Origin of the sequence: Paenibacillus tarimensis (genome assembly GCF_021532315.1) — a bacterium.
In the GTDB taxonomy this organism is placed as follows: domain Bacteria; phylum Bacillota; class Bacilli; order Paenibacillales; family Paenibacillaceae; genus Paenibacillus_I; species Paenibacillus_I tarimensis.
Genome location: NZ_JAKGAO010000026.1, coordinates 66222 through 80004 on the forward strand (window position 1 = coordinate 66222; position 13783 = coordinate 80004).

Annotated in this window: 14 protein-coding genes, 1 tRNA gene and 1 riboswitch; of the genes, 8 read left to right on the forward strand and 7 right to left on the reverse strand. The window is 51.1% G+C overall.

All coding sequences use genetic code 11. The features are described from left to right. Positions 1 to 38 precede the first annotated feature (38 nt). Positions 39 to 377, reverse strand: coding sequence for a hypothetical protein (locus tag L1N82_RS19810; RefSeq protein WP_407946788.1), 339 nt, complete (start codon positions 375 to 377; stop codon positions 39 to 41). Positions 378 to 560: 183 nt separating this feature from the next. Between L1N82_RS19810 and motA the strand changes: the two genes are divergently transcribed. The 5 genes from motA to L1N82_RS19835 all read left to right on the forward strand — a co-directional run bounded on the left by motA (position 561) and on the right by L1N82_RS19835 (position 4923). Next, a complete protein-coding gene (gene motA, locus L1N82_RS19815) occupies positions 561 to 1361 on the forward strand; it encodes a flagellar motor stator protein MotA (RefSeq protein WP_235289194.1) in 801 nt (266 codons plus the stop codon). After that, complete coding sequence (locus tag L1N82_RS19820; RefSeq protein ID WP_235289195.1) at positions 1345 to 2190, forward strand: flagellar motor protein MotB; 846 nt, start codon at positions 1345 to 1347, stop codon at positions 2188 to 2190. Before motA ends, L1N82_RS19820 begins: the two co-directional genes overlap by 17 nt. 178 nt (positions 2191 to 2368) lie before the next feature. Continuing rightward, positions 2369 to 3712: an FAD-dependent oxidoreductase gene (locus L1N82_RS19825; protein ID WP_235289196.1), complete on the forward strand. Its 1344-nt coding sequence runs from the start codon at positions 2369 to 2371 to the stop codon at positions 3710 to 3712. Positions 3713 to 3742: 30 nt separating this feature from the next. Beyond that, the gene (locus tag L1N82_RS19830) at positions 3743 to 4753 is read left to right on the forward strand and encodes a class I SAM-dependent methyltransferase (RefSeq protein ID WP_235289197.1); all 1011 of its coding nucleotides are present in this window, start codon (positions 3743 to 3745) and stop codon (positions 4751 to 4753) included. Between the two features lie 5 nt (positions 4754 to 4758). After that, positions 4759 to 4923 carry a hypothetical protein gene (locus tag L1N82_RS19835; RefSeq protein WP_235289198.1) on the forward strand — a complete coding sequence of 55 codons (165 nt, stop codon included), beginning with the start codon at positions 4759 to 4761 and terminating at the stop codon, positions 4921 to 4923. Between the two features lie 122 nt (positions 4924 to 5045). Here L1N82_RS19835 and rluF read toward each other — a convergent pair whose 3' ends face one another. The 3 genes from rluF to L1N82_RS19850 form a co-directional block, all read right to left on the reverse strand. Then, positions 5046 to 5747, reverse strand: a complete 702-nt coding sequence (gene rluF / locus L1N82_RS19840) for a 23S rRNA pseudouridine(2604) synthase RluF (protein ID WP_235289199.1) — start codon at positions 5745 to 5747, stop codon at positions 5046 to 5048. A gap of 179 nt (positions 5748 to 5926) precedes the next feature. Further along, the gene (locus L1N82_RS19845) at positions 5927 to 6598 is read right to left on the reverse strand and encodes an NAD(P)H-binding protein (protein WP_235289200.1); all 672 of its coding nucleotides are present in this window, start codon (positions 6596 to 6598) and stop codon (positions 5927 to 5929) included. A gap of 52 nt (positions 6599 to 6650) precedes the next feature. Beyond that, a complete protein-coding gene (locus L1N82_RS19850; RefSeq protein WP_235289201.1) occupies positions 6651 to 8915 on the reverse strand; it encodes an ATP-binding protein in 2265 nt (754 codons plus the stop codon). Between the two features lie 327 nt (positions 8916 to 9242). Here L1N82_RS19850 and tadA point away from each other — a divergent pair, with 327 nt between their 5' ends. After that, the gene (gene tadA / locus L1N82_RS19855) at positions 9243 to 9710 is read left to right on the forward strand and encodes a tRNA adenosine(34) deaminase TadA (protein WP_328284502.1); all 468 of its coding nucleotides are present in this window, start codon (positions 9243 to 9245) and stop codon (positions 9708 to 9710) included. Here tadA and L1N82_RS19860 read toward each other — a convergent pair. After that, positions 9705 to 9902: an aspartyl-phosphate phosphatase Spo0E family protein gene (locus tag L1N82_RS19860; RefSeq protein WP_235289202.1), complete on the reverse strand. Its 198-nt coding sequence runs from the start codon at positions 9900 to 9902 to the stop codon at positions 9705 to 9707. The genes tadA and L1N82_RS19860 overlap by 6 nt on opposite strands. Positions 9903 to 10141: 239 nt before the next feature. After that, a riboswitch (cyclic di-GMP riboswitch) is annotated at positions 10142 to 10231 on the forward strand. Positions 10232 to 10326: 95 nt separating this feature from the next. Here L1N82_RS19860 and L1N82_RS19865 point away from each other — a divergent pair. Further along, positions 10327 to 11097 carry a PilZ domain-containing protein gene (locus tag L1N82_RS19865; RefSeq protein WP_235289203.1) on the forward strand — a complete coding sequence of 257 codons (771 nt, stop codon included), beginning with the start codon at positions 10327 to 10329 and terminating at the stop codon, positions 11095 to 11097. Positions 11098 to 11149: 52 nt separating this feature from the next. Beyond that, a tRNA-Arg gene (locus tag L1N82_RS19870) sits at positions 11150 to 11227 on the forward strand. A 91-nt stretch (positions 11228 to 11318) separates the two neighbouring features. Here L1N82_RS19870 and L1N82_RS19875 read toward each other — a convergent pair. Both L1N82_RS19875 and L1N82_RS19880 read right to left on the reverse strand, forming a co-directional pair. Further along, entirely contained in the window at positions 11319 to 12302 is a 984-nt protein-coding gene (locus tag L1N82_RS19875) for a glycosyltransferase family 2 protein (RefSeq protein ID WP_235289204.1), read from the reverse strand. Next, the gene (locus L1N82_RS19880) at positions 12292 to 13698 is read right to left on the reverse strand and encodes an undecaprenyl-phosphate glucose phosphotransferase (protein WP_235289205.1); all 1407 of its coding nucleotides are present in this window, start codon (positions 13696 to 13698) and stop codon (positions 12292 to 12294) included. The genes L1N82_RS19875 and L1N82_RS19880 overlap by 11 nt, the downstream gene beginning before the upstream one ends. Positions 13699 to 13783 lie beyond the last annotated feature (85 nt).

Sequence of the window (13783 nt, forward strand, 5' to 3'; positions counted from 1 at the left end):
GGGGCGCCCCCTAACAGTATAGTCTGGTTAAGCGGCCGTCAGATCAGCCGGACCAGTCGGATTTCCGTGCCATCAACCGAAACCTCAATTACATGACGCTTAGCATGATACGTAACATGCCCCGAACCAACCGCAATAGTGGGTTCCTCCCCGAGACCGTAGAATACATCATCAGCAAGCGCCTCCATCACTTCCCCGCGCTCATCAGGTCCTAAGACTTCCCACTCCTCTGCCGTCATATCAAAGAACGTGTAGCTGTCAGCTATCCCGCTAACCGCCTCGGTCAAGTCCTCTAGTATTTCCTTGTATTCCCTCGCATGCCGGACACCCATCTGCATATCCCCTCTCTGAAGCTTGATGAAACGCTTTCTATCCATTCTACGCCTTTCGTTACCACTATTATAGTAAAAAAATTGAGTTAACCGTCCTTTTCTATCTCGCTTACTCTAATATTCTCCAAGGTTTTGACGATAAATACAGTAGTGGCATTGTCGAATATCTTGTTTTTTTGACGTCTATTGCACAAAATCAATCATTTTCATGAAATATGGGGTGTACTTATGGAGAAGTCAACTGTTATTGGTATTGTCCTAGGCCTTATTGCCGTCGTAGGCGGTATGATTCTTAAAGGAGCATCAGTCGCCCAGCTGCTTAATCCCGCAGCGTTTATGATCATCCTGGTCGGTACTGCCGCTTCACTGCTCATCGGGTTTCCGATGTCTGAATTTGCGAAGTTTCCAAAGCTGCTTGGCTTGATCTTCAAAGAACAGCAGTTGCCGAAAAAGGATGCCCTGGTCCGCATGTTCATGGACTGGGCATCTGTTACCCGCCGTGAGGGCCTTCTCGCTCTGGAAGCAAAGGTTGAGGAAATCGAGGATGATTTTCTTCGCAGCGGTATGCGGATGATTATTGACGGCAATGATCAGGATTTTGTTCGTGATGTGCTGCTTGAGGAAATTTCGGCAACAGAAGACCGCCATAAAGTAGGGGCGCTCCTCTTCACACAGGCGGGTACGTACGCTCCTACCCTCGGTGTTCTCGGGGCCGTTGTCGGCTTGGTCGCCGCTCTTGCAGATATGAGTGATATGAACAAACTCGCCCATGCCATCGCGGGTGCTTTCATCGCTACCCTGCTCGGTATTTTCACCGGTTATGTTCTTTGGCATCCAATTGCCAACAAGCTGAAGCGCCTGTCGAAGCGTGAATCCGAAATTCGTTTGATGATGGTTGAAGGCCTGCTGTCCATTCAGTCCGGCGTGTCAACAATCGCTATCAGCCAGAAGCTGTCCGTCTTCCTGACGCCAACTGAGCGTAAGGCGATGTCTTCCGGAGAGGGTGAGCCTGGTGAGCAAAAAGCATAAGCATGACGATCATGAAGAGCATGTAGACGAATCCTGGCTCATCCCGTACGCGGATCTGCTGACCCTTCTGCTCGCGCTGTTCATCGTACTTTACGCCATGAGCTCAACGGATGCGAAGAAATTCCAGGATATGAGCCAGGCGTTCAGTATTGCCTTCAACTCCGGCGTCGGTGTGCTTGACCAGTCAGCTGTAGTGGCAAGCGCCGATCAGATGACGAGCAAGGACCGCACCAAGCGTAACGAGGACAGTGACAGTACACAGAGCAGGAACAGCGCAACTGACCTGACGAAGCAAGAACAGCAGAAGCTGCGGGAAAAGGAACAGCAGCAGCTTGAGAAGCTGAAGCAGAAGCTGGACCAGTATATTAAGCAAAACGGTCTGACGACTCAGCTGGAAACGAAGCTTAACCAGTCGCAGCTCATGATTACCATCAGCGATAATGCCTTGTTTGATTCAGGCAGCGCCGCGATAAAATCAGACGCCAAGGAGCTGGCTGTCTCCATCGGCTTGATGCTGAAGGATTATCCGGGCTACGAGATTACAGTCGCAGGCCACACGGATAACAAGCCGATCAATACCTACGAGTTCGCATCCAACTACGAGCTCAGCGCCAAACGGGCCATCAACTTTATGTCCATTCTGATCTCAACCGGCAAGCTTGATCCGAAGCTGATCAGTCCGACTGGCTACGGGGAATACAGGCCGATTGAATCTAACGAGACCGCTCAGGGACGGGCCAAGAACCGCCGTGTCGAGGTTTCCATTATTCGAAAATATGTAGACCTTGAAAACAGCGAGTCGGTCACTGCCGGGCCCGCTAGCTCCTAAACCTCGTAAACACTTAGTATGATTATCGTTCGTCAGCCCGACCAGCTCGCCCGGTCGGGCTTTTTAATATCGCTATAACCTTATACAAAGTTTGTACAATATATGTTTCACAATCAGCCATTTGCGTTATTAAGGGTTATCACGGGAAGCGACCAAGTCGCAAGAGAGGAGGGATGCCATGCGCTGCCAGGTATTTATTTCAGGTGGCGGCATTGCAGGTCTTACGCTTGGTCTTCTTCTTTCAAGACACGGAATCAATGTCATCGTAGCGGAGAAGAAACGAGGGGAGGGCTTGATGTACAAGGGAGAGCTGCTTCAGCCCAAGAGTCTGCAGATACTGGATCAGCTGGGTGCGCTTCGTCCCCTTGAGAAAACCAGCTTCAAGGTCCGTACCATGCGGCTTAAAGAACTGTATGTCTCCGCAGGTTCAGACAGCCGGGATGCGGTGATGGACTATAGCGTGCTTCTACCCCCTTATGACTTTGCTCTCATGCATCCGCATGAGAAGCTGAAGGGTCTCTTAATGGAAGAGGCGCTCAAATGCCCCTGCTTTACGATGCTGCAGCCGGGACATGTGACCGGCTTGGAACGGGATGAGAGCGGGCGAGCCCGGGCAGCATTCGTGAAGACACCGGATGAGCAGCTGCGTGTTGAAGCTGATGTTTTCGTAGGCGCTGAGGGGAGGGTGTCCCCCGTCCGGGAGACCATGGACGTTAAGATGAACCGGACAGATTACAATCATCACTTCCTGACCGTCTCCTTCCGGAAGCCGCCTGAGCTGACCGAGGCTACGATTCTGTCTCAAGGCAGCCGTTTCCTCGGGTTGTTCCCTCTGCCGGATAAACGCGTCAGGACCGTCTATCTAATCCGGCCAGATGAATTTAAACCGATGCGCTCCAGCGGCTTAGAAAGCTTTTACCAGGCTTACCGGGAGCTTTACCCACCCATGGAGGGCTGTGTAGAAGAGATCCAAAGCTGGAAGGAAATCCAGCTGATGATTCCTTTTCGCCACCAGGCAGGCCGGTATGTTGAGAGCAATATTGCGATCATAGGGGATGCCGCCCATAATGTCCACCCGATGGCTGGTGAGGGCATGAACATGGCCATTCAGGATGCTGATATATTGGGACAGCTGCTCGTCTATCTGTATAAAGAGAACCTGCCGCTGGGCAGCGCTCTGAATGAGTATGACAGCGTCCGCCGCCCAAGAGCGGAGTATATATCAGGACTCAGTCATCTGTCAGCGCTCGCCTATTCCTACACCTTCCCGGGAATCAGCCGCATTCGTCCCCGTATTCTTCAATCGATCGCGAATTCTCCCTATCTGCATTACAAATACATGCTTAATATTTCCGGACTTGGCATATGGCCTGACACGCTGCCTGACCGTCTCATTCAGCTGGGAGTCTTGCCGGGGGGACGTACACTAAGCGACAAAGAGAAGCTGCGGCGTCGTTTTTCCATAGAAGAGGATTACCCTTGGCTGGCTGGTTACAGACCACTAATGGAGCGTTCAGACTAAACTAATCAAAGACAAATGGAGGTGAGAGCTGTGCTGGAGACTATTCATGAATGGAAGAAGCTGTACCAGGCGCGCAAATGGATGAAGCAAAATGCTACATTCCTGCCGGCATGGCATGCTTACGTTGGCTATACCGCCGAGCTTTTCGAATGCTTCGCGGAGGGTAATACTGTAGAAGAGGCTGCGAAGCAGCGCAATCTTGACCAGGGACTGCTTCAGAATTGGGTGGATGTTGGCTTGGCGGTAGGCCATCTGCGGGAGCGGGATAGCCTTATTCATGCCACTCCTGCTATGCTCTCTTACGTTTCTCCCTCCAGCCCCGACTCGGTTGGCCCTCTGCTGCAGGAGCTGATGGAGCTGCATATTCCGACTCTGCTTCAATATCCTTCCCTGCTGAAGGGTGAACAGAAGCCCGTTTTTGAAAATGACCTTTTCGGACCGACAGTCGCCGCTACCTCCGCCCTGCTCGAGAAACTTGCCTTTCCCAAGCTTGTTCAATGGTCTAAGGCACATGATGTTCATTCGGTTCTTGATATCGGCTGCGGTCATGGCGGCTATCTCCGAAGATTGTCAGAGGTCCGCAAGGGCATGCGTCTCATCGGTGTCGAGCAGAACGAGGACGTTGTGCATCAGGCCCGGGAGGAGTCGGACAGCAATGGCTGCAAGCTTGAGCTGGTGCACGCTGACTTTAATCAGTGGGAGGGTCCCGAAGAGCCTGTAGACCTCATTATGATGAACAATATTCTGCATTATTTCGAGCCGGACAAGCGCTGCCAGCTGCTCCGGAAGGCACAACAGCTGCTCAGTACCAGTGGAACGATCACGCTGATCAGCCCGGTTAACAAGACCGGCAGCGGTCAGGCTTTTGCCTCAGCCTTTAACAGCTTTATGTCCGCCCATGAGAATCTTTACCCGTTTCCCACCAAGTCTGAGCTGGAGCAGATGGCTGAAGATGAAGGGCTTCGTATGACGCTGTGCCAGCCTGTTATCCGCGAAGGCAGCTGGTACTTTATTGGTCTGGAACAGACTGGAGAGGAGTGATAAAGATGGGTCGAATGCTCGCTATTATATTCTTTATTCTCATGGTCGCTGTCATTGTACTGGAGCTGTTCCTGAATCTGCTGGGAGCTCTGGCCTACGTCATTGCTATCGCCCTGCTGGTTCTTGGAATTGTCGCATTCTTTCGACACCGCAGCAGAGCGGGGAGTTAGATTTCCTTAAGCCAGGAAAGCAAGAGGCAGGGCGGATAAGATCCGGCCCCTGCCTCTCTTTTATATACGCGCTGTTCTTTCGGTCCTATCCCTGATGAACTGCCTACGCTAGCCCAGAGGACCTATCCGCCGTTATAATTCAGCTCCCGGAACAGCTCCGTTTTTTCCTCGGGAGTCAGATCACGCCATTTGCCTGTCGGCAGCTCGCCAAGCTGAATATTCATAATTCTGAGCCGCTTCAGCTTCCGGACCTGGTAGCCGAACGCCGAACACATGCGCCGGATCTGCCGGTTGCGGCCTTCGGTCAGAATGATGCGGAACACACGCTCTCCTACGCGCTTTACTTCACAGGGCAGTGTCATACTGCCGAGTACCTTCACCCCGCTGCTCATGCCCTGCAGAAAGGAGGCCGTGACCGGCTTATCCACGGTGACGATGTATTCCTTCTCGTGCTTGCCTTCGGCCCTCAGCACCCGGTTCACGATATCACCGTCATTAGTCAGCAGAATCAAGCCTTCTGAATCTTTATCAAGCCGGCCAATCGGGAAAATCCGCTCCGGATGACCAACGAAATCGACAATATTTCCTTTAATATGTGACTCTGTGGTGCTGGTTATGCCGACTGGCTTGTTCAAGGCAATATAGACATGGCTGCGATGGCTGCCTATAGCCTTGCCGTCTACACGGACATCATCTCCGGCTTCTGCCTGGCTGCCAAGCCCCGCTTGTATACCGTTGATGGTGACCCGCCCGCTCTCGATCAGCTTGTCCGCCTCACGTCTTGAGCAGTAGCCGCTCTCACTGATAAACTTATTGATCCGCATGCTTATTCACCCCATTATTTCCCGCGCAATACCTCACACATCTTGGACGATTATTATTATAGCATGCCAAATGCTTCCTTACACAAAGACCAGAAAGCGTGTAAGGAAGGAGCAGTGCTATAAGCCAAAACATAGTCCCGTCTGCCCGAATGTGAAGTGTTTATGTTCAAGCTGATGTGCTACTTGTGCGCTGCTCGGGAAATAGCTGAAGATTCATAAATCTGCTCCCCATCAGGCCCCTGATCTGCCGCCTGCTGCATAGCTAAGGCCACCACCCTGGCTTCAACCGGCTTGAACCTCTTCATACCGCCGACCCACAGGAACGGCAGTCCTGCGGCTGCGACAGCACCTATCCGTTCTCCTAGTCGGAACTCGCTTCGATTGCCAAGCAGCAGGGAAGGTCGGAAGATGTAGAGTGAGGGCAAGCCAAGCGCCCTTAGATCCCGCTCTACCTGTCCCTTCACCCGGTTGTAGAAGATCCTGGACTGAGGATTGGCTCCCATAGACGTTACGATGAGAAAGCGGTCCGCATTATGTTCCTTAGCCAGACGGCCGAGAGCGAGCGGGTATTCATAATCCACCCTTGCAAATGCCTCCTGGCTTCCCGCCTTCTTGATCGTGGTGCCCAGCGTACAGTAGATAACTGCACCAGCAAACAGTTCTCTCTGATCAGCAAGCTGCTCCAGCAGGTCAAAGTTTATTTCCCGTTGTACAAGCTTAGGATGCGCCATACTCAGCTTCTTCCTAACCAGTATGGTAACCTGCTCATACCGCTTATCACCCAGAAGCAGCTTCACCAGCTCCTGTCCTACCAAACCGCTGGCCCCTGCTATAACAGCACGCTGCCCCATTCTCATTGCCCCCTATCTATACCTTCTCGCTCAGTCCCCTATGAGTATCCGGTTATTCGGTTACTGCCGGCAGCGTAATGACGACCGTTGTCCCGACATCCACCTGACTTGTAATATCCATCGTGCCATGGTGGCTCTGGATAATACGCTGGCTGACCATGATACCGAGCCCTGTTCCGGTTTCTTTGCCCGTTACGAACGGGTCGCCAAGCTTAGGGATCATCTCCTCTGGAATGCCGACACCCTGATCGGTGATGGATACGGCAATCGTATCACGCTTTTTCTTTTCTACTACTATGTTCACCTCGCCACCGCTCGGCATAGCTTCAATTGCATTCTTAAGCACATTAATAAAGACCTGCTTCAACTGGTTCTCCTCGCAGGCTATCTCGCATTCTTCCTGGGTAAAATCGGTGTTAAAGACGACATTGCAGAGATGGGCCTGACTATCGAGCAGCGAGACGACATCGCCCAGGACATAGCGAACATCTTTCAGTTCAAACTTGGATGCCTGCGGCTTCGCAAGAATAAGAAACTCACTGACGATTAGATTAATGCGGTCAAGCTCGGAAAGCATCAGATCCACATGGCCGATGTTCAGCTTCTGTGTCTGCTGCTGCAGCTGCAGGAATCCGCGCAGGGTTGTCAGCGGGTTCCGTATCTCGTGCGCTACGCCAGCTGCCAGCTGGCCAACCGTGTTCAATTTCTCGGAACGCCGCAGCAGCTCATCCATCTTATAGCGGCTGGTCATGTCGCGGGTAATGCTGGCATATGCCCGGATGACGCCTTTATTATCTCGGATCGGGGATGTCGTTACACTGACATTCATCCAGTTACCGTCTTTCCTCTGCCTGACCGTTTCTCTTGCCGGCAGAAGCTTGCCTGCTGCAATTTCATCCAGCGCCTGCTGCTCTTCCTTGCTGTACTGCTCCGGTACAAGCTGCAGCTTGGCGCCTATCGCTTCTTCTGCCGTCCATCCGAACATCATCTCGAAAGCCTGATTCACCTGTACAATCGTCCCATCCGTTTGTTCCACATGAATGGCATCGCTTGTATGATTGATGAAGGACTGCAAGTATTCCTTCATTGTCCGATTCTCCTCAAATGCGCTTTGTAGTTTATTGGTATAAACAGCGAGGTTCTTCGACATCGCGTTCACCTGCTGAGCCAGCTGACCCATTTCATCGCCGCTTCTGACCTCCAATACGGTATCAAACTGTCCGTTCGCCACATCGTTCACCTTTGATAAAATGGAATGAACAGGCCGGATCAGCCATCCGGATATAATATAGCTTGCCATAACCACCAGAACGAGCAGCGCACCCGATATCAAGATGCGGTTTATACGCTGCTGATTGAGACTATCAAACAAGAAAGCCTCATCCATAACCAGGCTGATCACAAGCGGGTAAGGATCTTTAAATCCTATGTACCCTTTCAATACCGATTTTCCTTCAACGACTGCCGAGCGGTAGACCATGTTTCCCGCCGCGGCTTCCGCTATATCCGCCTGGTCGGTGAGCTTATCCCCCGGTGTAAAGCTCCCATACTGGATGGACAACGGTCCCTTAACAGCTCCTGCCGAGGCATTAGCCTCCAAGGTTCCGGCTCCAGCGAATGAGCCAGGATCCAGTACGGCTATTTCTATAAGTCCCTGTTGTCCGGCAAGCAGATCATCAATTAGGCGCTTCGGCTCCGATTGCCCCAGAAGTCCCAACGTAGCATCTGTATGAATGCCGACAGATATGACGTAGTTCCGGTCCGCCTTCATTAGATAAGCCTTAATTTCTTGCCTGATCACGTCTTTTTCCGGGCTCTCATCCGGCCACATAACAACAAAAGCCGATTTCTGCCGGACCTCCCCCCCAGCTTCATCGACTGCGAGTGTACGGACCGGCATTTGCAGCTTGTCAGCAGCTTCGTTCTCAAGCGACCCGACTAATTGTTCATTAATGGAGCCTACGACTTCCAAGCCTTCTTCAGAAGCTGCGAGGATGGAGAGACTGTCTGTCTTCACAGCATTGGCAGCCGCACGAATGGCTGCACGGTCTACATCCTCCAGCTTCTCGGGCAGCAGGCTGGCTGCTGCTCGGGCCGATAGATGCAGCCGGACCGTCATTTCCTGTTCATAAGCCGCCTGCAGCCGTCCGTTCTGTTCAATCGCCTCCGCAACCTGTTGGGCTAACCCCGCCATGCTCGCCTCCGCTTCACTTCTCAGGTTGACCCGCGTTGAATAATCATTCAAAATGACATCAAGCGCCAAAAATAGCATGACGATCAACGATATAGCGAGCGTCAATTTGCTTTTAACCGACAACGATTGACACACCCTTCACGAATAACGTTGGTATATGGCGATTTTATCATACTTAAGGGAAAATGGCAGCAAACCAAAGGACCAGCAACTAGGCCTAATGTCGTGTCTTTCACAAGTTTTTACATATTAAGATGGTGGATAACTTGCTGTTTATCCTCATTAAATTCGTTGGTATGTGGACAAAGTTGTGGATAATTAAAAGTTATGCACATTTTTATCCACACACTGTTAACAACGAATATTTGTTCGTGGCATAATTCGTGCTTTATTGACAGAGCTTTCAGCATATTCAGACCTAACAATCAAGTCAGAAAGGGAGATTTATCTGTGGATATAGAGGCAGCTGACGAACTTTTTATGCAGGAGGCCATCCTGGAGGCCAAAAAGGCGGAAGCCCTGCGGGAAGTACCCATAGGAGCGGTTGTAGTTAAGGATGGAGTTATTATTGGACGAGGACATAACTTGCGCGAAACCGCGTTTGATCCAACAGCACATGCCGAAATGATCGCCATTAAAGACGCCAGTAAATCTATCAAGGCTTGGCGGCTTCTTGACTGTACCCTATATGTGACGCTCGAACCCTGCCCAATGTGTGCAGGTGCAATCGTCAATTCCCGAGTTGCCCGCGTTGTATTTGGTGCGCCTGACCCTAAAGCTGGTTGTGCCGGCACACTAATGAATCTGCTGCAGGAAAGCCGGTTCAACCATAGATGCGAGGTTACCGAAGGTATTTTGCGTGAAAGCTGCGGGCAGCTGCTCACACAGTTTTTCCGCCGTCTTAGGGGAAAGCTATGAGGCAGGTCCCGCCTTGCGGGATTCCCTCTCCCTCTCCTGACGTTGTATTCTTTGCAGAACCACAATAAGCGTGTCCACTTGCTCACTTAGCGCCAGTACCTCCGGGTCAGTCAGACTGCCCCTTGTCTCCGCCACTTCATACAATTGCAAGCGAAGGGTATGCAGCTGGTTGACTAACAGATTTTTGTTCATTACCCCCCACTTGCTCCTATCTATCAAATTTGTAACCTAATTCCATTATACACTAGTATTGGGATATTCCGTGTCGTATTTTGTCTTAAGCACGGCTTTTTTGATTTCACTGCGAGTTATCCCCACCAGTCCCTCATAAATTTTATAGCAGCATGGGGTTTAATGGATTGATTTCTAGCGATCCGCTCAAGTATAATAGAACTATCAATATGAGACCATTGGACTATATGTACTTCATAAATCGACAAAGGCAAACCGTTCGAAAGGACGGGACGCAAAGCTAAGGGTCTAAGGCTCAAAAACAGAGCTAAGATCGCCTGGTTGCCGAGTGGATGGACTCCCTTCCGATTCGGCATGCCGCCTCACGGGGCAGTGCGGCAACGTCACTTACGTTTGGTTATGAGGAAGAGGAGGATAAACTGATATGAGCATGTCTGTACCCATCACGAACAGTCTGCCTTACTATGGTAGTAAAGAAGGCAGCGACATTACCGTTATGCTTAATTGCAAAGCAGTTGTCGAGAAGAAGAACTTCATTGCCACAGGCGTGCTCACGTACGCAGCGGGAGAGATTATTGAGATTGAGCTTCCACAGTTTGGTGTTTTTGAACTGGGTGAAGCAGTCCGAATTATGGTGTATACGGGGGCCGGTATTTATGTCTTCCAGTCCCGGATTCTTGCTAAGGCAGAGTCTGCAATCGTTATTGTAAACCCGCCTGAGAACCGCAGGCGCTTTCTTGATAAACGTCAGGAGCCTCGTGTTCCTGTCCAGGCATCCGCTCAAGTACTAAGTATCTTCGAGGGTCCGCGAAAGGCTGAGCGAGTATTGTCAGAGCCGCTTCAGGTACAGCTCGATAATATTAGTCTGACCGGTACCGGATTCGTCGTAGATATGGAGCTGCCACTGCAGATTAATACGGTCATTAAACTGGATATTGACCTTGGATTTACACTAAGCTGCCGGGCTGAGATTGTCCGCAAAGCAAAGGAAGCGGCAGGGCTTGTATATGGCTCAAGGTTCGAAGAGTTATCCGCTGAGCACACTGGCAAACTGCGTGCCTTCCTGCTGAGGAGCCAGATTGAAACCTATTATGACGAGAAGCGCCGACGAAAGATGGAGGAAGCGTCCAGAGGCCCGGGGAGCAGCTCCAGCATCTCTAATTTAATGGACAGCGGTTCCTATTTTACCAATTAACTGTTGAGGTGTTCATTTTATAATCAGAATGTGATATAATTCAAAGTACTGCGCGCCCGTAGCTCAGCAGGATAGAGCGACAGTTTCCTAAACTGTGCGTCCCGGGTTCGAATCCCGGCGTGGCGCGCCATACTAATGTTACAGAAGCTAAACCCCCTTGGAAGCCCAAGGGGGTTTTTTTGATTTCCTCATACAAAGATCACATGAACGGCAGCTCCTAATCAACCCCGCTCTGCCACACCTGTATCCATCGACTGCAGCTTGTCCCAGATCTTCCGGTGCATGCTGAACCGTTCACACCAGGAGGCCGGAAGGCGGTTGTACCGCTTGCCAAGCTGGTATCCAAGGTACTTCGCGCCGGATTCCGCTATCAATACCGGTATCCAATGCCACTTGCGGGCGCGGTGCAGCTCCCTCAGCTGTGTTCCCACCAGACGGGAACCGGCTTTATTTACGGAGGAGTATTGATAGATCCATTCATTACGCCGCATTGACACGCCGTTATCGAAGAAACGCTTGAACTGCTGCTTCAGCGAGTAATTATGCGAATGGACCACCCTGGCTTCAGCTGCATAGGCGATCTCATAGCCGGCCAGGACACACTGAGCGGCGAAGAAAAGATCCTCATTGAAGATAACCGGCTCGGCAAACCCACCCATATCCACGAACAGCTCACGCCGCACGGCAGAACACACATTAGAGCAGAAGAAAGCCTTGATCCCCAGCTGATCGATATCCGCTTTCCCCTTACGAGAAGCCTCGGCCGGGTAATTAAACGAGCGTGACAGCTTCTCCAGGACGTTCGCGTCAGACCGGGGCAGCTGTCTGCCGTACGAGCAAGCAACACGCTCATCCGCCAATGGCCGGACAAGCGCCTCCAGCAGCCCGCCGTCGGCAGGCTCCGCATCCTGTGTCATGAAAACCAGGATCTCACCAGACGCTGCTCTTGCAGCCCGGTTACGTGTTCCGCCATGGTCAAACTCCCGCTGATCAACCGTCAGCACGCGAGCACCCTCGGTCTCTGCAGCCGCAGCTGTTCCATCGCTTGAAGTGGAATCTATTACAATAATTTCATGCGGCCTCAGTGACTGATTCCATAAGGCCTGCAGCAAGGCGCGAAAAGGTGGTCCTGCATTATAGGTAGGTATGATAACAGATACAGTAGGCTGGGCCGGACAGGCAAGGTCTTGCACGTTAGTAGGCATTTTTATTGACAAGCCCTTTCACGATGGTCTTGATGATGATTTTCAAGTCGAACAGAAACGACCAATTCTCAATGTAGAACAGATCATGATCAATCCGGTCATGAATCGAAGTATCACCGCGCAGCCCGTTGGTCTGTGCCCATCCGGTGATGCCCGGGCGGATATGGTGCTTCACCATATACTTAGGCACTTCTCCCTTAAACTGCTCGACAAAATACGGCCGTTCCGGACGCGGGCCTACAACGCTCATCTCACCACGCAGCACGTTAAAGAACTGCGGCAGCTCGTCGATGCTGGTCCTCCTCAGGAAGGCGCCAAATTTTGTCCGTCTCGGGTCATTCTCAACTGTCCACTGCGTATTCGCCGTCTTGTCATCAGAGAGGTGCATGGATCTAAATTTGTACATATAGAAAGTTTTCTTATCGAGCCCCATACGCTCTTGCTTAAAGATTGCCGGTCCCGGTGAAGTAAGCTTAATCCCGATGTATGCAAACAGCATCGCCGGGGAAGCAATAATAATAGCAATAAGCGAGAAAACAATATCAAAGGTACGCTTAAGCAAACGGTTGCTGAGCTCATCCAAGGGAATATCTCGGACATTGATCAGCGGTATTCCCGCAAAGTTATCGAAAAACGGACGGGCCGGGAGCAGGTCAAAATAATCCGGAATAATAAGTGTCTTAGCTCCCGCATTGTCACAAACATCGATAATCCGGGCATACTTGTGATGGGCATCGAGCGGAAGGGCAATGATAACCTCATCAATGGGATTATCACGCAGAACGGCCTCCAGATCATCCACCTTGCCCAGAACAGGCTTCAGATGCCGGTATTCCAGCGGATGCTCCTGATGATAGTCATCAAGAAATCCATACACTTCGTAGCCCAGCTCAGGATGGTTCTGAAGATTATTGAAGAAGCTCCGGCCTACCGTGCCTGCCCCGAGGATCAGGACGAATTTCTTGTTGTAGCCCTTGCGCCGCAGCCGGAACAAGCCCTGCTTAACCATGAAGCGGTATACCGCCATGGCGGTGATATTGGCACAGAAGAAGATAACCAGCAGCTCGCGCGAGATATGCACTTCCTTGGCAATGAAGAGCATGCTGAGCAGGCCCAGAAAGCTGAGTGACTGCACCTGTATGATTTTCCAGATGTCTGAAGAGAAGCTCTTGCGCCGCCGCGGCGCGTAAAACCCTACATAGAAACCAATCAGTACAGCTGCAAAAGCATACAAGGTTCCCCACATGAAATACTGGTTGAATGGAATCGTGTCATAAGAAGAGAGCCAGCCGCTCTGAAATTTGACCCAATACGATACCAGGAACATAACCAGCATACACAGGGCATCCGTCAATACATAGATTTGTGTCAAAAATCGTTGATTCTGCCGGATCATATATGAAAGCCTCCTTGATCCACGCGTTCTTCTACAAGCTATATGAAAACAATGGATTTACTAGTTTCAAAACTAGACTTATTGT